General features: G+C 51.1%; 25 protein-coding genes. 21 read left to right on the top strand and 4 right to left on the bottom strand.

The genetic code is table 11. The annotated features are described in order from the left end of the window. Positions 1–55: 55 nt before the first annotated feature. The 9 genes from FZP57_RS03645 to FZP57_RS03685 all read left to right on the top strand — a co-directional run bounded on the left by FZP57_RS03645 (position 56) and on the right by FZP57_RS03685 (position 8,978). Entirely contained in the window at positions 56–1,189 is a 1,134-nt protein-coding gene (locus tag FZP57_RS03645) for a glycosyltransferase (RefSeq protein WP_074358820.1), read from the top strand. A gap of 107 nt (positions 1,190–1,296) precedes the next feature. Continuing rightward, positions 1,297–2,190 carry a glycosyltransferase family 39 protein gene (locus FZP57_RS03650; protein ID WP_238338010.1) on the top strand — a complete coding sequence of 298 codons (894 nt, stop codon included), beginning with the start codon at positions 1,297–1,299 and terminating at the stop codon, positions 2,188–2,190. Next, a complete protein-coding gene (locus FZP57_RS03655; RefSeq protein WP_191216502.1) occupies positions 2,132–2,899 on the top strand; it encodes a hypothetical protein in 768 nt (255 codons plus the stop codon). Before FZP57_RS03650 ends, FZP57_RS03655 begins: the two co-directional genes overlap by 59 nt. 285 nt (positions 2,900–3,184) lie before the next feature. After that, entirely contained in the window at positions 3,185–4,126 is a 942-nt protein-coding gene (locus FZP57_RS03660; protein WP_191216503.1) for an NAD(P)-dependent oxidoreductase, read from the top strand. 6 nt (positions 4,127–4,132) lie between these two features. Further along, the gene (locus FZP57_RS03665) at positions 4,133–5,008 is read left to right on the top strand and encodes a glycosyltransferase family 2 protein (RefSeq protein WP_191216504.1); all 876 of its coding nucleotides are present in this window, start codon (positions 4,133–4,135) and stop codon (positions 5,006–5,008) included. A gap of 69 nt (positions 5,009–5,077) precedes the next feature. Beyond that, positions 5,078–6,070 carry an NAD-dependent epimerase/dehydratase family protein gene (locus tag FZP57_RS03670; protein ID WP_191216505.1) on the top strand — a complete coding sequence of 331 codons (993 nt, stop codon included), beginning with the start codon at positions 5,078–5,080 and terminating at the stop codon, positions 6,068–6,070. Positions 6,071–6,096: 26 nt separating this feature from the next. Further along, the gene (locus tag FZP57_RS03675; protein ID WP_191216506.1) at positions 6,097–7,278 is read left to right on the top strand and encodes a glycosyltransferase; all 1,182 of its coding nucleotides are present in this window, start codon (positions 6,097–6,099) and stop codon (positions 7,276–7,278) included. A gap of 8 nt (positions 7,279–7,286) precedes the next feature. After that, complete coding sequence (locus FZP57_RS03680) at positions 7,287–7,976, top strand: glycosyltransferase family 2 protein (RefSeq protein WP_074358826.1); 690 nt, start codon at positions 7,287–7,289, stop codon at positions 7,974–7,976. A 42-nt stretch (positions 7,977–8,018) separates the two neighbouring features. Beyond that, a complete protein-coding gene (locus tag FZP57_RS03685; RefSeq protein WP_238337982.1) occupies positions 8,019–8,978 on the top strand; it encodes a UPF0104 family protein in 960 nt (319 codons plus the stop codon). An 82-nt stretch (positions 8,979–9,060) separates the two neighbouring features. Here the strand turns inward: FZP57_RS03685 and FZP57_RS03690 are convergent, their stop codons facing one another. The 4 genes from FZP57_RS03690 to FZP57_RS03705 form a co-directional block, all read right to left on the bottom strand. Further along, a complete protein-coding gene (locus FZP57_RS03690) occupies positions 9,061–10,470 on the bottom strand; it encodes a flippase (protein WP_238337983.1) in 1,410 nt (469 codons plus the stop codon). A 19-nt stretch (positions 10,471–10,489) separates the two neighbouring features. Next, positions 10,490–11,419 (bottom strand): SDR family oxidoreductase, encoded by a 930-nt coding sequence (locus FZP57_RS03695; protein WP_191216507.1) that lies wholly within the window; start codon positions 11,417–11,419, stop codon positions 10,490–10,492. 7 nt (positions 11,420–11,426) lie between these two features. Next, positions 11,427–13,277, bottom strand: a complete 1,851-nt coding sequence (locus FZP57_RS03700) for a DUF1616 domain-containing protein (protein WP_074358830.1) — start codon at positions 13,275–13,277, stop codon at positions 11,427–11,429. A gap of 169 nt (positions 13,278–13,446) precedes the next feature. Next, positions 13,447–13,959 (bottom strand): hypothetical protein, encoded by a 513-nt coding sequence (locus FZP57_RS03705; RefSeq protein WP_074359736.1) that lies wholly within the window; start codon positions 13,957–13,959, stop codon positions 13,447–13,449. A gap of 255 nt (positions 13,960–14,214) precedes the next feature. Between FZP57_RS03705 and FZP57_RS03710 the strand changes: the two genes are divergently transcribed. From FZP57_RS03710 to FZP57_RS03765, 12 genes are all read left to right on the top strand, one after another. Continuing rightward, on the top strand, positions 14,215–14,514 hold the full coding sequence (locus tag FZP57_RS03710; protein WP_074358831.1) for an energy-converting hydrogenase A subunit A EhaA: 300 nt from the start codon (positions 14,215–14,217) through the stop codon (positions 14,512–14,514). Continuing rightward, positions 14,511–15,014: a hypothetical protein gene (locus FZP57_RS03715; RefSeq protein ID WP_074358832.1), complete on the top strand. Its 504-nt coding sequence runs from the start codon at positions 14,511–14,513 to the stop codon at positions 15,012–15,014. Before FZP57_RS03710 ends, FZP57_RS03715 begins: the two co-directional genes overlap by 4 nt. Before the next feature lie 12 nt (positions 15,015–15,026). Beyond that, entirely contained in the window at positions 15,027–15,278 is a 252-nt protein-coding gene (locus FZP57_RS03720) for a DUF2109 family protein (protein WP_074358833.1), read from the top strand. Positions 15,279–15,310: 32 nt separating this feature from the next. Next, positions 15,311–15,583 carry a DUF2108 domain-containing protein gene (locus FZP57_RS03725; RefSeq protein ID WP_074358834.1) on the top strand — a complete coding sequence of 91 codons (273 nt, stop codon included), beginning with the start codon at positions 15,311–15,313 and terminating at the stop codon, positions 15,581–15,583. 38 nt (positions 15,584–15,621) lie between these two features. Next, the gene (locus FZP57_RS03730; protein ID WP_074358835.1) at positions 15,622–15,882 is read left to right on the top strand and encodes an EhaE family protein; all 261 of its coding nucleotides are present in this window, start codon (positions 15,622–15,624) and stop codon (positions 15,880–15,882) included. Continuing rightward, on the top strand, positions 15,879–16,361 hold the full coding sequence (locus FZP57_RS03735) for an EhaF family protein (RefSeq protein WP_074358836.1): 483 nt from the start codon (positions 15,879–15,881) through the stop codon (positions 16,359–16,361). The genes FZP57_RS03730 and FZP57_RS03735 overlap by 4 nt, the downstream gene beginning before the upstream one ends. Beyond that, the gene (locus FZP57_RS03740; protein WP_145924519.1) at positions 16,358–17,017 is read left to right on the top strand and encodes an EhaG family protein; all 660 of its coding nucleotides are present in this window, start codon (positions 16,358–16,360) and stop codon (positions 17,015–17,017) included. Before FZP57_RS03735 ends, FZP57_RS03740 begins: the two co-directional genes overlap by 4 nt. After that, positions 17,017–17,688 carry a proton-conducting transporter membrane subunit gene (locus tag FZP57_RS03745; protein ID WP_074359737.1) on the top strand — a complete coding sequence of 224 codons (672 nt, stop codon included), beginning with the start codon at positions 17,017–17,019 and terminating at the stop codon, positions 17,686–17,688. The genes FZP57_RS03740 and FZP57_RS03745 overlap by 1 nt, the downstream gene beginning before the upstream one ends. A 10-nt stretch (positions 17,689–17,698) precedes the next feature. Further along, positions 17,699–17,914: a DUF788 domain-containing protein gene (locus FZP57_RS03750; RefSeq protein WP_074358838.1), complete on the top strand. Its 216-nt coding sequence runs from the start codon at positions 17,699–17,701 to the stop codon at positions 17,912–17,914. 13 nt (positions 17,915–17,927) lie between these two features. Then, positions 17,928–18,791, top strand: a complete 864-nt coding sequence (locus FZP57_RS03755; protein ID WP_074358839.1) for a respiratory chain complex I subunit 1 family protein — start codon at positions 17,928–17,930, stop codon at positions 18,789–18,791. Between the two features lie 76 nt (positions 18,792–18,867). After that, a complete protein-coding gene (locus FZP57_RS03760; protein WP_074358840.1) occupies positions 18,868–19,119 on the top strand; it encodes an energy-converting hydrogenase A, subunit K in 252 nt (83 codons plus the stop codon). A 5-nt stretch (positions 19,120–19,124) separates the two neighbouring features. Further along, positions 19,125–19,445 carry a DUF2104 domain-containing protein gene (locus FZP57_RS03765; protein WP_084531191.1) on the top strand — a complete coding sequence of 107 codons (321 nt, stop codon included), beginning with the start codon at positions 19,125–19,127 and terminating at the stop codon, positions 19,443–19,445.

A 19,445-nucleotide genomic window follows, 5' to 3' on the forward strand; every position in this document is an offset into this window, starting at 1 on the left:
ATGGTAAACAATTCTGACACATGCCAATTTCATGCAGTGGAGGGAGGTTAATTAGTTGAGAATACTTCATGTTACACCCTATTTCAAGCCATCATGGGAGGCTGGTGGACCCCCAAGGATGGTCTATGACCTTGCATCATGGCAGGTTGCAGAGGGTCATGATGTAACGGTATACACAACCGATGGATTCAAGAGACGCCTGGATACTGAGAAGAACCGACCTGTGGATGTTGATGGTATAAGGACCTACTACTTCAGAAACCTTTCAATGTACCTTACAGGTAACCTTAACATGCCAATCCCCTGCAGGCTGCCATCTGTAGCAGCACGAGAAATAGGCGGCTTTGACATAATCCATATACATGAACACAGGACCTTCCTGGCCGCGGTGACATCCATACTCGCATCAAGGCATCGTGTACCCTACATAGTACAGCCCCATGGTTCGGTACCCACCATGACACGGAGCTTCATCAAGAACATCTTTGATTTCATGGCTGGAAGAAGGATTATGGCAGGTGCCGAGAGGGTGGTGGCCTCCTCAGAGATTGAGTCCAGATTTTACAGGAAGGTTTATCCATTCCTTAAGGATGATTCCATCATAAGAGTACCTAACCCTGTTAAGCTGGAGGGGGTTCCTCAAGGGGGCGCCTTCCGGAGGAAGTGGGGGCTCGGGGATGAAAGAATAGTCCTTTACATTGGAAGGATACATGAAATGAAGGGCTTGGACCTCCTGGTTCGCGCATACAGGGAAATGGATGAAGTGAAGCTTGTGATAGCAGGTCCAGATGACCACTATCTTGAGGGTCTCAGGGCCCTGATGGATAAACTTGGAGTCTCAGGGAGGGTTATCATGACGGGACCGCTGTATGGTATGGATAAACTGGGGGCATACAGGGATGCAGACGTCTTTGTCTTACCATCAAGGTATGAGTCCTTCGGCAATGTTGTGGCCGAGGCAATCTCATGTGGGACACCCGTGGTTGTAACATCAAAATGTGGTGTTTCTGAATGGATCGAGCCTTCCGATGGTGTAATCGTTGAACCCTCGGTTGAAGGGCTGAGGAAAGGTATATACAGAGTGCTTAATAACAGGGAGTCATTCAGACCATCAGCAGAAAAGTTTGACCCCGACATTATATCCCGAAGATTTCAGGAGGTCTATGTTGAGGTTCTCTCCAGCAGGTAAGGTGACGGGGGACATACTATCTGATGGGTTTATCATGGTGCTTGATATTAACCATAATATGATTAATCAGTATAGGACATTCCAATCAATCACAGGAGATGTTATTGATGATTAATGATAAGAAGGTATTCCCCATTATTCTAACTTTATCGCTGATAATGGCTGCTATTCTCGTATACATCCAGAATAACATCGGGATATACTACTGGGACATCTTCCTCTACGTGAATAATGCCATGAGGATGGCCCACCTTGGCCCGGCGGACACACTCTATCTTTCACCCTTCTTCCCGGCGGTCCTCTCAGTATTGTTCATGCTGGGACTTACAGGTGAACCCACCGTGTTCTCAGCCGCCGCAGCATTCTATATCGCGGGTGTCACAGGACTCTACCTCCTCCTGCGACTCAGATTCAGTGAAATGGAGAGCCTTGCAGGGAGCATATCCTTCGCATCCTTCAGCATAATCCTTTCATGGGCAGCAACAGGGGCCCTGGATGTCCCCGCAGCATCCCTCTCCATCTGGGCGGTGTACCTAGCACTCCTTGGGAGGAGAAAGGATCCGCGCTTCTACTGCCTGGCGCTCCCTGTTGCAATGGCAGCCTTCCTTACAAGGTACACTTCAGGTCTCATGTTACTTCCACTTGCAATCATAATCTTCACGGACCCTGAATTCAGATCAAAATTAGGGGAGCTCCTTGCCGGCACCGGCCTGGGCATCCTCCTCTACCTCCCCTTCGCATACTTCTTCTACAGGAACGTTAAGACACCATTCCCATTCCTAAAACAGGCTGCAGGAACAGCAACGGGATCAGCAACCTCCATAAACCCCGGCTACAGTCTTGACCCACTCTACTATCTTACACTTCCCGGAGTACATATCGGCCCTCCCATCACAGGACTACCTCCATGTGATAAACCCCTCAATTGCGGGGCCCACAGCCGTGGCATTTATAATAATCGGGTTCCTGCTGGCAGGGATGGCCATTTTACTCTGGAATAACAGGGACCTGGCCTCCATGACTGGTTTAAGGGAGAAGGTCCTCTTCATCCTCCTCTCAATTCTCATGGTCGCCACCTTTGGAAGGGTTTCCTTTGTTGTGAGTGAAATCATACTCCTCCTATGGGCCCTTTCAGTAGCCAGGATGGCCGGAGACAGGGAGAACACTGACATGAACCTTGCGATGGCTGTATGGTTCCTCTCCTACCTCTTCATGCACAGCTTCCACCCGGTCAAGGTTGACAGGTACCTCATCACCGTGATGCCTGCCGTTGCCTACGGCATCTCACTCTCCATAAGGGAGACGGCGGGCATCATCAGATGGAAGCATGCATCAGATGTTCTCTCAGCCCTGGTGGCCCTCCTGATGCTAACCTCAGCCATCAACTACCTGGCCGGGATGCCTGACAGTTACGGTATCGTTGAGGCGGAGAAGGAAGCTGCAGCCTGGCTCATGGAACACGACCCGGCCTACAGTGAGAGGATTATAGCCTCTGACAGGGGCCCTGCCTTCACATGGTACCTTGGAAAGTATGTATTCACAAGGAAGATGCATCCGGACAGGATGGAATTATGCATTGAATACTTCAGGGACCTTAACCCGGACTACTACATCTACTGGACCGATGAGACACCACTACCTTCAGGGTACAGGGTCATCTACTCCAGGAGGGGGGTTGCAGTTGCCGAAAGGATGAACATGACCGGCTGATGTCAGGGTTTAGAGGTGATCATCGGAATGGATGTTCATGGGCCCTGTTAGCTCATACCTGGAATGCCGGGCCCCCCCTCACGGGATAAGTGCACCGGCACCCCACCAGAAAGTAATTAATATTAAAACGTCAGGGGGGTTAACATTCACAGGGTTTCGTGCGGGATTCTTGATTTCCTTCAAGTATTTATATGGTATCCGTTAATAATTAGTTTAAGGTGTCCCACTGTGAGACACACCTTATTCTTACGTTTAATCACTCTAATCAACAAGGAGCGGAGTTATATGGAAACTCAGAGGATACTTGTTACCGGTGGAGCCGGATTCATAGGAACAAACCTTGTCAATGAACTCAGGAGCAGGGGCCATGAGGTCCTTGCAGTTGACCTCATGCACACTGAAAGGGAAGATTACATGCGGGCTGACGTCAGGGAGTACCGCCAGGTTGAAAGGATATTCGAGGATGATAAATTTGACTACGTCTACCACCTGGCTGCAGAGTACGGCCGCTGGAACGGTGAGGATTACTATGAGAACCTCTGGAAGACCAACGTCATAGGTACAAAGCACATGCTGAGGATGCAGGAGAAACTGGGCTTCAGGATGATCTTCTTCTCATCAGCGGAAGTCTACGGGGACTACAGCGGGGTTATGAGCGAGGATGTCATGGTTAAAAACCCCATAAGCGACACCTACCAGATGAACGACTACGCCATAACCAAGTGGGCCGGGGAGCTCATGTGCATGAACTCCGCCGAGATGTTCGGCACAGAGACCGTCAGGGTGAGGCCCGTGAACTGCTACGGCCCCCATGAGAAGTACTCACCCTACAAGGGGTTCATACCCATATTCATATACCATGCCCTCCACAGGAAGCCCTACACGGTGTACAGGGGCCATAAGAGGATCATAGACTACGTTGAGGACTCCGTCAGGACCTTCGCCAACATAGTCGACAACTTCATACCCGGCGAGGTCTACAACGTAGGCGGACGCACCGAGTGGGAGCATGACATCAAGGAGTACTCTGACATGGTCCTTGAGGCGGTGGGGATAGACGACTCAATAGTAACCTACAGGGACTCTGAACCCTTCACAACAAAGGTGAAGACAATGGACTTCTCCAAGGCCATAAGGGACCTTAAACATGACCCCCAGGTCCCGCCGGGGGAGGGTATCAGGCGCACGGTTGAATGGATGAAGTGGTACTACCGTATAGAGGATTGAAATAAAATGAAGACAGCTGCGATTATCCCAGCCTTCAACGAGGAGGTTGCAATAGGCTCGGTGGTCCTCCTCTCACGTGAACACGTGGATGAGGTCCTGGTCGTTGATGACGGGTCCACGGACAGGACCGCCAGTGTGGCGGAGATGGCCGGTGCAAGGGTGCTGAGGCACCATAAGAATCTCGGGAAGGGAGCGGCCCTTAAAACAGGATTCCAGGCAACAGATGCCGATGTGATAGTCACCCTTGATGCCGATGGACAGCATGACCCGGCCGAGATACCGAAACTCATGGAACCCATAATCAGGGGTGAAGCCGACATAGTAAACGGCAGCAGGTACCTCCATGGAACCGACGAGAACACCCCCAGGTACAGGAGGGTGGGGCAGAAGATCCTTGACACCGCAACAAACATCTCAACCGGCCTTGAGATAACAGACACCCAGAGCGGCTTCAGGGCCTTCTCATCAAAGACCATACCCCACTTCAGGTTCAGGGACCCTGGATTTGTGGTTGAAAGCGAGATGCTTGCAGACGCTGCAGAGGCCGGCCTGAGGATCATGGAGGTTGAGGTGGGCGTCAGGTACGACGTGGATGGCTCAACAAGGAACCCTGTAAGCCACGGCGTCTCGGTCCTCCTCAGGATACTCGGGGACATTGAAGTCAGGAGGCCCCTATACTACTTTACCCTCCCGGGCCTCATAATAGGCATCGCAGGCGCTGCACTCACCCTGATGTTCATAAGGGACTACATAACAGGGGTGAGCGTCAACATGGGGCCAACGATAGTGGCTGTCATGCTCACCCTCTTCGGGACCTTCTTCATTTTCACCGGCATAATCCTTGACTCAATGAGGAGGATGATAATCCACTATGGAAGATAAGCCGGAGCATGGGAAGATTCAGATAAACTGGCCCGGAGAGAATATATCATAACTGGAAGGTGATTAATTATGGATGAATTCAAGGTTTATGATGGTAAATGCGTTCTTGTAACAGGCGGAGCTGGATGTGTCGGGAGCAACCTCTCAGGCAGCCTTGCAGAGGCAGGTGCACGTGTAATCATCCTTGACAACCTCTCATCAAGCTACGAGTGGAACATACCCGACCATGAGAACATAGAGTTCGTCAGGGGAGACATACTGGACGATGAGGTCCTCAAGAGGGTTTTCAGGGAGAGGCCCGAGTACGTCTTCCACCTGGCAGCCCACTTCGCAAACCAAAACAGTGTGGATAACCCTGAAAAGGACCTCATGGTCAACGGCCTCGGTATACTGAAGGTGCTTGAATATGCTCAGCTTGTGGGTGTTGAAAGATTCATCTACTCATCATCAGGCTGCGGTGTCTACGGCCTTGACTCAGAGATACCCTTCAGGGAGCATGACATCTCCATATCCCTCCACACACCCTACCAGGTCACCAAGCTCCTGGGCGAACTCTACACCAACTACTTCCACAACCTCTACGACCTCCCAATAGTGAATGCAAGGTTCTTCAATGTCTTTGGTCCAGGGGAGGTCCCTGGAAAGTACCGTAACGTGATACCCAACTTCTTCTACTGGGCCATGAACGGTCAACCACTCCCCATCACAGGGGACGGCTCAGAGACAAGGGACTGGACCTTCGTGGAGGACATAGTCAGGGGGCTCATGGCAATGGGTGCCAGGAAGGAGGCTGTCGGTGAGGCCATAAACCTCGGCTCAGGCAAGGAGCACAGGGTCATTGAGATGGCCACAATAATCAATGAACTCACAGAAAACCCTGCAGGAGTGGTCTACAGGCCAAGGAGGGACTGGGACGCCAAGACACGACTATTATCATCAATAGACAAGGCAGGGGAACTCCTGGACTACAAACCACAGGTCTCCTTCAGGGAGGGCCTTGAAAGGACCCATGAATGGTTCACCGAAAACTGGGAACTCATAAAGAAGAGTGCGGAGTTTTAGACCTTATTTTTTTCTGGAATGATACCATGAGGATACTGGTTGTGCAGGAATCAGACTGGCTGGAGAGGAATCCCCACCAGCAGCACCACCTCTTCGACAGGCTCTCTGAGAGGGGCCATGAGGTGAGGGTCATAGACTACCCCATCGACTGGAGGAAGAATGAGAGGGGCGGACTTATAAACCCCAGGAGGGTCTACATGGACCAGCACAAGGTCCGGAGCAGCGCCTCAGTGGATGTTTTAAGGCCCGCACACCTCAAGCTACCGGTCCTCGACTACCTCTCCATACCCTTCACCCATGGACGCGAGATAAGAAGACAGATAAGGGAGTTCAGACCCGACGTTATCGTGGGATTTGGACTTATAAACTCATACATTGCAGCATCACAGGCCAGGAGGCACGGGATACCATTCGTCTATTACCTCATCGATGTGCTCTACACCCTGATACCTGAAAGGGCCTTCCAGGGCCTTGGAAGGTGGCTCATGGAGAGGACCATCAGGGGGGCTGACCTTGTACTCACCATAAACCGTAAACTGGATGCCCTTGCAGTGGAGTTCGGGGCAGAAAGGACAGAGGTTATAGATGCAGGGATAGACCTATCAGAATTCGACCCCCACCTTGACGGGTCAGGGGTGAGGAGGAAGTACGGTGTGGCCGACCATGAGATCCTCCTCTTCTTCATGGGATTCCTCTATGACTTCGCCGGCCTCAAGGAACTTGCAGCAGCAATGGCAGAGAACAGGGACCGGTACCCTGACATAAAACTGATGGTTGTGGGTGACGGAGACGCCTGCAGTGACCTTAAAAGGATAAGGGATGAGAACAACCTTGAAACCCTCATACTCACAGGAAGACAGCCCTACACCGAGATACCTGAGTTTCTTACAGCTGCAGATATCTGCATACTCCCCGCCTACATCGATGAGGAGATAATGCAGGACATTGTACCCATAAAACTCTATGAGTACCTTGCAATGGCAAAGCCGGTGATAGCCACAAGGCTACCCGGGATAGTCATGGAGTTCGGTGAGGGTAACGGCATACACTACATAGAAAGGCCTGAGGAGACCCTTGAGGTTGCATCAGGACTTGCAGGGAGACTCAGGGAGGAGGGTATGAAGGGAAGGCGCTTCGTGGAATCAAACGACTGGGAGACCATAACCGACCGATTTGAAGGGGTTCTTGAGGATCTCATAAGGAGGTGATCTCCCCTATGGCTGCTGAAAGGATAGTCACGGTGATACCCGCCCTCAATGAGGAGAGGACCATAGAGTCCGTTGCAAGGGGGGCCCTCAGCCACGGTGATGTTATAGTGGTGGATGACGGGAGCACAGACCGGACATCTGAACTTGCAGCAAGGGCCGGTGCAAGGGTCATAAGACATGAAAGGAACCTGGGGAAGGGGGCGGCCCTTAAAACGGGTATAAGGGAGGCCCTCCGGGGCTCCTATGATGTCATTGTATTCATGGATGCCGATGGACAGCATGACCCCTCCCTCATACCGGACCTTGCCTCTGCAATCAACGGGGGCGACTTTGTGATAGGTTCAAGGTTCATTGAGAGGAACCACCACACCATGCCGGTACAGAGGCGCCTCTCAAACAGGCTCACAACATGGATCCTGAGATTTGCAACAGGTTACAGTATAACGGACAGCCAGAGCGGGTTCAGGGCCATATCTTCAAGATACGCGCACCTGATACTTGATTTACCCTATGATGACTACGTCTATGAATCAGAGGCCATCTGTGAGACATCAAGGCACAGGTTGAGGATAGCTGAGGTCCCCATAACATGCTGCTATGGTGATGAAAAGTCATATATAGGTTTGGGCGACGTAATCCAGTACATTAAGTTCATAATAAAGCTCTTTTTAAGGAGATTCAATCCTGGACGGGGCTGAGGATTAATGAAAAAGGCCTACTTCTTCATTTTAAGTTTTTTCTTGATCTTACTTGTAATATTCTGGATAGGACCATCCAGGATCATCTATTCAGTATCAAGGGCCGACTTGCTCATTATCCTCATGGCCCTCGCAGTCCACATCATGGTCCTTGCAGTCAGGGGCCTCAAGTGGGGCTTCATAATAGGCCAGACAGGAAGGTTCAGGGTGAACTTCATAGTTAAGACCATAGGACTCTTTGCAGGTAACCTGAGCCCCATGAGGAGTGCAGGGGAGGTTATGAATGCACTTGCAGGTAAAAAACTCAACGGCATCCAGCTATCAGAGGGCCTCTCAGCCGGCCTCACAGAGAGGTTCTTTGACCTTGGCATCGGAGGCTTCCTTCTTATAGCTGCAGCGGTCCTCATGCCGCAGGTAAGGATAGCCGCACTCTTTGGTGCAGTTCTCTCCCTGCTTATAACCTACCTGATCTACCTGGTTAACTGGAGGGAGGAGAAGGGTCTGAAGATCTATGAGAGGATACACTCCCTCCTTGAGAGACTCCCGATCTCAGAGAGGACCCTTGATAACCTTTACGTGAAGCTGACTGAGGGTATACGGAACATGATAGGGTATACCAGGGCCTACTCGAATTTCACATCAATACTGGTTATATTCAGCCTCTCACTGCTATCATGGCTCATGGAGTGCCTGAGGCTCTACCTGGTCTTCCTTGCCTTCGGTGTTGAGGTTGCCTTCTCTGCGGTTATCATAATATTCCTCCTGGCAAACCTCATAGGCATACTCTCAGCACTCCCCGGTGGTATGGGTTCAATGGAGGTCTCCCTCACGGCCCTGTTTGTCCTTTTCGGTGTTCAGGGTTCGGTTGCAGGGAGCATAGCCATTGTGGATCGCCTCATATCCTTCTGGTTCGTAACTGCCCTCGGCGTGGTCTTCTCATCCTACTATGCAAGGGACATCCTTGAGGAGGTCAAATCAGGCATACTCGATGTTAAATCATGAGGGTTTACTTTTTCAGGCCTTTAACAGTGTCCATGACTGCTGTGGGGATTTTTTCCCTGTCAAGGTGTCTCCCTTTAACCCCTTACTTCCCCAGCAATGACCTCATTATCTGGATGTCAACATCATCAACGGCCCTGAAAATGAATAAGCCTGCTGTATAGACGATCAGAAAAACCATGGCTCTTATCGGGGGGTTTACCGGTATCAGCAGGGTGGGAAGGGATATCACTGAGGCTGCTGCAAGCCTCCAGGCACCCTTCAGGTCACCGGGACCAGCATAACCCATACAGGTAACAGTCCTCAGAAAGAGGGCCGTCATAAGGAGTTCTGTGAGAACGGTGGCTGCGCTGGCCCCCATGAAGTTAAATCCAGGTATCAGCAGCAGGTTAACAGCAACATTGAAGAGGGCGCCAAGACCCGTTATCCTTGTAACCGTAACCTGCCTGTCCGCCGATCCCAGGAGGTTTGAGGTGACACCGTTAATGAACATGAAGGCAGAGGCCAGTATGAGCACCTGGAGGGCCGGGACTGATCTCAGGTACTCCTCTGAATAGATGATCCTGATTATATCAGGGGCCAGGAAGAAGACAATGGATATGAGGGGTATGGCGATCATGATAAGGTACTTGATGGACCTCCTGTATGTGAACCTCAGGGATTCTGAACTCTCAACATAGAACCTTGACATCACTGGAAAGACAGCAAGGAGGTATACGCTGTAGAAGGATGCGATAACCGTAAGGAGACGGTAGGGTGCACTGTAGAGTCCAACAGAGACATCACCCTTCATTAATGATAACATGACGGAGTCTATCCAGAAGTATATCAGTGAGAATACACTTGTTATCCCGAAGGGCAGAGATTCCCTCAGCATATTAAGGTCAGATGATATCCTGGGGGTGAAGAAACGCTTTCTGAAGATCAGGATGGAGTAGGTCAGGGAGAGGATTGCTGCAATGAGGTATGCTATGGCCACGCTGACAACATCACCGCCCAGCCATACCACAAGAAGCACACCAGCCAGTATGAAGAGACTGTTCAGTATGTTCCATATGGTCTGATACTCCATCCGCTGGAAGCCCTGGAATATGCTGTTGAAGAACGAGCCAAAGGATGATACCAGCATGTAACCTGCGATGAACATGACCACGGCTGCAGCAGCCCCCCTGTAGATCCCGGTGAGTGGAAAGAGAAATACGAGTACGAGGACGATTAATGAGAGTATAAGGCGGTTACCGAGACCCTTCCCTGCCAGTTCAGGGGCCCTTTCAGGGTCCCGTGCAATCTCCCTTGTCAGGTAGGTCCCTGTCCCCAGGTCTGCCAGTATACTGAATACGCCTGTCAGTGCAAGGGCCGCTGAGAGCACACCGAAACCTGCAGCCCCCAGGTACCTTGCAAGGTACACGTTCCAGACAAAGGCGGCCAGGTTCGTGAATATGGCGGCTGCAAGGAGAAATAATGTATTCCTTGCAACAGTCCTTTTAGGGTCCATTATATCCACCATGACGTGGTCACATATGCTTCATGAACCACTCCACGGTCCTCTGAAGCCCCTCCTCAAGGCCCACCTCCGGGGTGAAGCCCTCACCCCTGAGCCTTGATGTGTCTGCATGGGAGTGTTTCACATCCCCCGGCCTTTCATCAAGGTACTCTGGCTCTGATGATGATCCTATGATCCCTGATATGATTTCAAAGAGCCTGTTGACCGTGATGGCGGATCCGCCTGCCACGTTGTAAATTTCATGGGAACCGTGCTCTGCAAGGTAGATGTTGGCCCTTACAACGTCCTCCACGTAGATGAAGTCGCGGCTCTGCTCGCCATCACCGTATATCTGGGGGGTCCTCCCCTTGAGGAGGGCGTCTATGAATCTGGGGATGACGGCAGCGTACTGGGAGTCCGGCCTCTGCCTGGGGCCGTAGACGTTGAAGTACCTCAGTGAAACCGTTTCAAGGCCGTATTCCCTGAAAACGCTGCAGTAGTACTCGCCGGTGACCTTGGAGACGGCGTAGGGTGAAAGGGGCATTGGCCTTGCATCCTCGGATAATGGCATCTCGGTGCTGTTCCCGTAAACCGCAGATGTTGAGGCGTTAACCACCCTCCTGACCCCCGCGTTGAGGGCCGCCACAAGGAGCCTCAGCGTGCCTGTTGCATTGACCCTGTGACACCCCACAGGGTCCCTTACACTTTCAGGGACGCTTGCCATTGCCGCCTGGTGGAATACGAAGTCCTTACCACTGAGGATCTCCTCAAGGTCCAGTTCATTTATATTGCCCTCTATAACCTCAAGGTCCTCATGATGGGGGTCCCTGAGGTTATCGTAGCTCCCTGTTGAAAGGTCATCGATGACCATGACATGGTTCCCAAGGTCAAGGAGCCTGTCTGTCAGGTGTGATCCTATGAATCCAAGTCCTCCGGTTACAGCAACGTCCATGTTCTTCATGATTCTATCACCTTACATTGATGAAAAGGTACAGGGACCTGTAGGGTTTCTTCTTTGCAGGTAACCTGTAAAGCAGGAATTCAAGTTTCTGATTTTCACCGACCCCTGTAACCGTGAAGTTCACGGGTCTCTCCCATTTTCCCCCTGCATTCAGCTTTATGGTTTCATTCCTTAAAACATCTCCCCTCATCTTCACCGACATGAGATATGTCTCGTTCCGGTATTCCCTGTTAACAACACCGACTATCAGCTCTACATTCTCACCTGCCGTTACATTTTCAGGGTAACCGTAGGCCTTACCTCCTGGGCCGAGGATGTAGAACTCTGTGAACCTCTCGGAGGGTTCAGGGTTCAGGGTTATGTAGACGGTTACCGTGACGAGTGAGAGGAGCACGGCCCCAAGGAAAATGGATATCCACGCGTCCCTTGAGAGCCCCCGCGGCAAACCCCTGAACCTGCAGGTGTAGGCGAGTTCACCCAGCCTCCAGCGCCTGATGAATGCGATCGGTGTCATCAGGAGGCTCAGACCCGTCAGCGCCCTGTTCAGGATGGCCTTGAAGGCGAAGGGATTTCCGGTGATGAATGCCAGGGCTGAGGTCAGGATTATACTGCCGGTGAAGGCCAGGAACAATCTTTCAGGGAGGCTTATCTGGCGCCTCTCAGGGGCGAGGATGGACATCAGGATGTAACCGGGTACAAAGAGGGCCTGGATGTAGAAAAGGGCCTCCCTCAGCATGTACGGTGAGCTGGATGAGAGGATGAGGGTTAAAAGGCTTAGAACTGTGAGAACCGCAAGGTCAGAAAAGGTCCCCGCCCCTGGGCTCCTGGCTTCGGGTTTATTCCAGAAGTCATCCCCTGGAAATGCCCTTTTAAGGTCCTCTTCAATCCCTGTATCAGAGGCCTTCCTCATTTTAAGGGCTGTTTTCCTTATTCTGGATGGTTTTATCTCTGGTTTAAGCTCCTTATCATCAATTCCATGGATTTCAAGTACCGGTTCATCTTCAATGATGCCGTACCTTTCAAGGATGTCGGCTTCTTTCCTCTTCAGGGACTCCATAAGCCTTATCCTTCTCCTTGACCTTCTTATGTAGGCTGTAAGGGATGAGATCACACCGGTGATTCCAAGGAATAGGTGGCCGTATCCCCCTGGCAGGGAGCATGCTGCCACTGTAAGTGTAAGGGCCATCCCTGCTGTTAGTAATGACTTCAGGAGCCTCCTCCTTTCATGGAACCCTGTGATGAGGGCCGAGAGGAGAGCATATGATGCCGAGATTATAAGGGGGATAAGGAGCATGAACCTAACGGGCTTAGGGTCTATGGCCATGATTATGGGGGGGAGGATCATTGAGAGCACAGCCGCGACTATTAGGTCCCGTGAGGGGATGCGGAGCCTGATTATATCCTCCTCATTTGCCATGGGAGTTTGCCCTTCAGTGTCCATGGGGGCCCCTTCTGCAGTTTCAATATGTTCTTCCTTCATTGTGGCATGATCCTTACGGTCAATCCTTGCAAGTTCCCTTGCACTGCCGGGTCTTCCCTTTCCATCCTCATCTCTTGAGCCCTTAAGATGCATCAACAATATTATGAGGGGTATGATGAGGGCTGGGAGGCCATAGAGTACCCTTTGATGCCTCAGGGGTGTGTAGTTGAGGAGGAGGGCGTTGAGGGCCATTATGAATATTCCGGGTATTGGTGCTATTAAGGTGTCGCCCCAGCCGGTTACTCTGAGAAAACCATAACCGGTTACAAGCACAGCAGCTACGATTCCAGCCACCCTGAGGTGGAACTGGGGTGCTGTCATTAAGATCATGGATAATATTCCTGCAATGAGTATCAGGGCTTCCTTCTTAAAATTCACCTGTGATTCTCCTTCAACATTTTAATGTTAAAGATATGTATTCTATTAAATATGGTTGTGGTGTTAAGTGTTTTCTGGGTGTCTGTGCGGTTTTTTCAAATATGGTTGTGGTGTTAAGTGTTTTCTGGGTGTTTTTATAAATGAGTTTCTATTTAAGGAGTCTGATTGCTTATTGATCAGACTTCACAGCTATATGGTAAACCCTGACCCTGTACTCTCCGGGGGCTGTAAATGGCGGCACAGTGAGGTGGATATCCACCGGGACCACGGCTTCAATTTCCTTTTTAGCTGTCCAGTTTTTCCTTACGAGTGTGTATCTGGTTGTTAGTGGTGTTTCAGGGAGGTTTATTCCGTAGTTTGAGTATTTCAGGTTTTCTATGGGTATGGTTTCTGGGCCCTGGAGGTTTCCTTCGGCTTTTATGTAGAGGTCTATCGGTGTGTTTGACAGGCTTTTTATCTGGAGTCCTTCGGGTCCTCCTTGCCAGATGTAGTCTCCTCCTGGCTGTACCATGGCTGTGAGGGTGAATGCGTCTCCCTGCTCTGTCCCGTTCCAGAGCACCACTATCTCAACGCTCTCAGGGACAGTGACCGTGACATTCTGCACTGCCGTTGCTCCATATACTGGAGTTGAAAACAAGAAAATAACGAGTGCAGGAACCAGGGTTTTTATCAGTCTTCCCATCTCTATCCACCCCCACATCCTTCCTGAAGGTTACTGTGAATTCACATGGACTTACAGTTTATTGTGATTATAGTCACAAAAATGATTACATTTTTATTGAATAATTATTACAAACTCCTGTGTTCACGGGGGTGCAATGTTAACCTGTACAGCTTCATGGTTACTAAAAATAGAAAAATTTTTATTAAAAAACTCCTTTTAGTCGGGAATTGATTTTAAAAACATTTATATACCTTGGATTATTATCCTTTTATCATGATTATTCATGTTACATATCTTTCAGGTTACGCTGCAGGCGCTGTTTCATCGATAATCATTTCAGTGATACTTGGACTGCCCCTGGTACCTGAAAGACCAGCCAGGCACTCATGGACACCATCAGCCATCTTCCCGGCAGCCGTGATTGCAGCGGGACTCATGGCTGTATGCATAGAACTTGGAGTCACAGGCATCTACGGCGGCATTGACCTCGGCATCATTGCAGGTGCCATCTCAGCCCTAATGACAAGGTACTTCCTTGAAGACATATTCCCAAGACCGGAGGATTCATCATGAATGAACTGATTGGTGTTGCAGTCGCGGCAGTAATATCATGGCTTAACTTCGTAATTATAGACACATGGATGGGTCTACCTGAAAAACCAGGTGTCAGGGGAGCTGATTATATTGGAAGGGACATAAAAGAGAGGGGAGGAGACCTTGCAGGGGGCTTCTTCCAGGGGAACATAGTATGCTCACCCGATGCATCAGCAGGGACCCTCCTTGGTGCCGTGGGATGCTACCTTATGGGCGTGCCCGAGGGCGGTCTTGTGGCAGCGCTCCTCGTCTATATAGGTAATAGGCTCTGCGCTGACCCAGGATACGCAGGAACCACAGGAGCCCTTTCAATAACCCTTATAATAGGACTGGCATCCCTTGCAGGACTGAGACCGGAGATGTTCGTTGCAGGGATGGTTATCGCCATAACATCCATCCAGGGAATAAACCATGGATTATCATCAAGGCTTCTCGGAGCCATAGCCAGAAAAATGGGCAGGTACACGTCCCTCAGATAGAAGGTGTTATGAATGTTGATCCAGATAACCGGGATAATAACAGCCCTAATGGCCATAAGGGCACTCTTAGCCCAGGACAGGGCTGAAAGGCTGCTTTACCTCAACGCAATGGGATTCGGGGTATCTGCAATGATAGCCCTCTACATAAAGACGCCCTTTGGAGCCGTTCTTGCAGCCGTTTACTTCGTGGCCTCAACACTCACATCAAATGCAATCGCACATGCACTTGACCGTGTAGGGGAGGAAATAGTTATCGAGGACTGAGACCATATTAATTGTTCAGCTGGTGAAAAATCATGAACCCGTTAGATCTCATTAACCTTACAAACACAGGAGTATTCATAATATTCGTGGGCACTGCGGGGATCATACTCCTCTCGAAGCCCCTTGACAAGATAATAATGTTCTCCCTCCTCCAGGGGGGCTTCGTACTGGTCCTTGCAGCTGCAAGGTACCTTGACGTTGCAATGGCAGCCGCCCTTTTCGACCCCATATCAACCATAATACTCCTGATGGCTGTGATGAGGATAAACGATATAAGGGCAGGGAGGCGTGAGGAAATTGCCTGAAACCACACCTTGCTTCCAGCATAGAGGGGGTGAGGGCCTTGCTTGAAACCCAGATATGGTTCTACTCAGGGGCCATACTGGTTATTCTGGGATCCCTTGCAACAGCCAGGGGACCAGGGGTCAGGGACCCCATAGTGAGGATCCTCAACACGGAGGTGGCTGCGGTCGGAGTTTCACTGATCTTCCTCACCTACAACCACACCCTGGCCCTCCTCACATTCATCGCAGCAACAAGTATAATGACACTGATACTCCTCAGGGCCGTTATAAGGCTTGAGGAAATGGGGGTGGAGGAATGAACCTCGGAAGAATACTCAATGAACTTGCAAACCCAAAGAGGATACCCCGGATATTCGCTGTCACCCTGGGACTCCTCCTCCTCGTGGGCTTCCTGGTCCCCATGAGCCTCAACGAAAACCAGCTCTACCCCAGACCAGCCCCCCAGGAACAGATAAACAGCGGGGACCCCCTTGCACCCTATGACCGTGGAGGAGAACCCCTCAAGGAACCAGCGGATGTGAAGTCCCAGTACCCCGCCTTTGAGGTTAACCTGGGCAAGATAACAGCCTACCTTTCACCCCTGGCAATAGTCATAAGGGACCTTACGGTCTACTTCGGGACATCAATATACTCATCACCCGGGGGCCTCATAGATGAGATACTCTACTATACACGGGGCCTGGACACGGTCCTTGAGTCAAGCATACTCATGATGGCCTTCACCATAGCATCATGGGTAGCCATCAACTTCACAGCCAGAAGGAGGAGGAAACCATGATGGTCCCTGAATTCACCCTCTCACTCTTCACACCCGCGGTCTACACAGGACTCATAGCAGGATTCATAGGACTCCTGGGGATATCATTCCAGAAGAACGACCTCAGCGCCCTAATCCTCACGGATATAGTGGGCATCGCAATGCTGGTGATTGTGGCGGCTGTGGGCACCGACCTTGCAGAGGCCCTGATACTCCCCGGCCTTGTTGTTGAACTTGCAGAGATAATGGCCATCTCAGAGGTGCTCATATCACGTGAGATGAGGATCAGGGGCGCCCCTGAGTTCCCGCACCTGCCAATGGAGCTTGAAGTTTTCAGGACAGCCCCCAACTTCCTTGCACTTGTACTCATAGCCTACGGTGTCTTCCTCACAGGATTCACAGGAGGTGCGGTTGCAGGGGCAGGCATCCTCTTCTACGCCGCAACCAGGAAGGCCAGGGGACTGCCGGTCATAGAATGGAACGGTATAGCAGGGGTTTCAGGTATCACATGGTGCCTCTGGCTTGCAGGTTTCATGATATTCTTCATAGCCCCCCAGCTCTGGCTCCTGGCCCTCTTCATGTCAGGATGCGGGATACTCATCAAGGTCGCCAGCAAGATGGGCCTCATCGGGGTCCTTGCAAGGGAGGAGATCATGGAAGCAGGGGGTGATGAATGATGGACATAGCAAGCCTTGGAGGGGAGCTCCTTGGACAGATACCCCTGGGTGACATAGTCCTCTACCTCACACCCTTCAACCTCTTCATGTTCGCAGCTGTACTCATATTCACCCTCCTCATAGCCATAAGCAGGACAGAGACACAGGTTGAAACAGAGTTCGGCACCCTGGGGAACCGGAGGGTGGAGGTGGACAGGGCCGAGTTTAGGATAAGGCGGTTCCTTGCAGTCGTCTGCGGACTTGCAACCGCAGGGGCCATGATAACAGGGGACCTCTTCAACTTCACCCTCTTCGTGACCCTCATAGGTATAGTGAACATAGGTATAGTTGCCGCGGTCAGACAGGTGGAAGTCCTTGACGCGGCATTCCAGTACGGGCTCATAGCAATGATGGCATCACTCCCCCTCTTTGGCGGTGCAGCCCTTGTCCTTGGATCATCGGGTACCCTGAGCCTCCTTGAACTTTCACGGATGGGAGGAAACCCCATGATGATATTCGCAACCCTCCTGATCCTCATGGGGGTTGTTGGTGAGACCGGGGTTGCGCCCTTCTATGCAACCAAGGCAGAGATGTTCAGGACCCCGGGTTCACCCTTCATACTTATAATACACCTCAGCTCCCTCCTGGTGATTGTAAGGGCGATTGAGGTTTTACTGATAGCTGGACTCTAAGGTGATATGGATGAACAGGCTCAGAACGGGAAGTTTAACGGCACTCATAATCTCAGCCATAGGGATAATCTACGCCCTCATCATGGACCCCGCACCGTGGGTGGTCTATGGTGTGGCGATATTCCTGATCCCGCTCTTCATACTCTCGGTGGGTATACTCTCCATGGCTGAACCTGAAGAGGAAGAGGCAGATGAAAGGGTTAACGAGCCATTTATAGGTTACTGAAACCGGTGATGAAATGAATCTCATGGGAAACATCCTGATAAACGTTTTAATCGCGTTCCTCATAGGCAGCCTTCTTCTGGGATTCCAGAGGAAGGTCATGGCAAGGATACAGAGAAGACCCGGGCCTCCTGTGATACAGCACCTGCTGCACACCCTGAAGTTCTATATCAAGGAGTCCTCATTCCCGAGGACGGCTGCCATGCCCTTCTACATCGCCATAGCAGCCACACTCTGCGGTATATGGATAAGTGCGGTTATAGTCGGCCCGGTGCTTGGAGGATCCCTCCTCCTCTTCTTCGGGATCTACGCACTCCACAAGATCGTTGAACACAATGCAGGTTCATCATCAGGTTCACCCTACGGTAAACTCAGCTGCGTCCGTGCGGTCTTCTCTGCTGCAGCCGAAATGCCCCTCTTCGCTGTCCTAGCAATAATATACCTCCAGACAGGGACGATGATCATAGGGGACATCGTAAATTACCAGAACATCCACGGACCTCTTATCTTCCAGATGCCCCTGGCCGCCATGATGTTCTTTGTCCTCATACTCTCAAAGGCACCCTACTCGCCCTTCTCCATAACCAAGGGGAAGGACATAATATCAGGGTATGAGACAGAGCACTTCGGGGTCCTCAGGGGCTACCTCATGATCTCGGAGTCAATAGCATGGTACATGCTCCTCTGGATATTCCTCACAGTCTTCATCGGCGGCCTGAACCTGCCACTGTATATACTGGGGATGGTGATCATAACAGGGGTCACGGCATTCATAAATGCAACGACACCCATGCTGAACCCCAACCACTCGGTGGCGATACAGGTCATACTGGCGTTCATAGGGATAGCAGGGTCAATAGTCCTGATGGTGGTAACATGATGAGCGATCATATGGAATTTAATGAGGAGTGTTCTGAATGGATAAATTAATCAAATTTGTCTGCGGGGTGTTCTGAATGGAGAAGGATCTTACAGTACTCACATCACTGGTCGCCGGAGGAGTGATAATTATAAGCCTCCTTGCAGCCACAATGCAGCGGATCATGGTGGCCCCCGTCACGGTACTCGCAGTTATATTCACACTGCTCCTGCTATTCCAGGGACGCGAGGGCTTCTCTGAGATCTCAGAGGACCTTGAAAGGGCCGCCTTCTTTGTGGTGCTTGCAATGTTTGCGGCATCCTTCATAATCCTTTACAGACCCATCTAATCACGGTGATAATCTTGTATGAAATATACCTTATCTACACGGTTTCATTCATCGCCGGATCCATCCTCGGCCTGCTCCTAAGTTACAGGAAGTACAGGGAACCATTCGTCACTGAAAGGATAGACCCCCTGGCCCTTGCAGTCGCGGTGGCGGGATGGATGATCCTCATAAACCCCTGGATCTACACCGGGATACTCAGGACCCTTGGATTCTTCATGGTGGCCATGGTTGCGGGTATGAGGCCAGGTTATGGCAGGTACGAGACACTGATAGGCGCTGCCGCAGCCCTCATGGTGTGGATCATAACAGGGGCTCCGGGGTGGTAG

It is taken from the genome of Methanothermobacter sp. THM-1 (assembly GCF_009914355.1).
GTDB classification, from domain to species: domain Archaea; phylum Methanobacteriota; class Methanobacteria; order Methanobacteriales; family Methanothermobacteraceae; genus Methanothermobacter; species Methanothermobacter wolfei.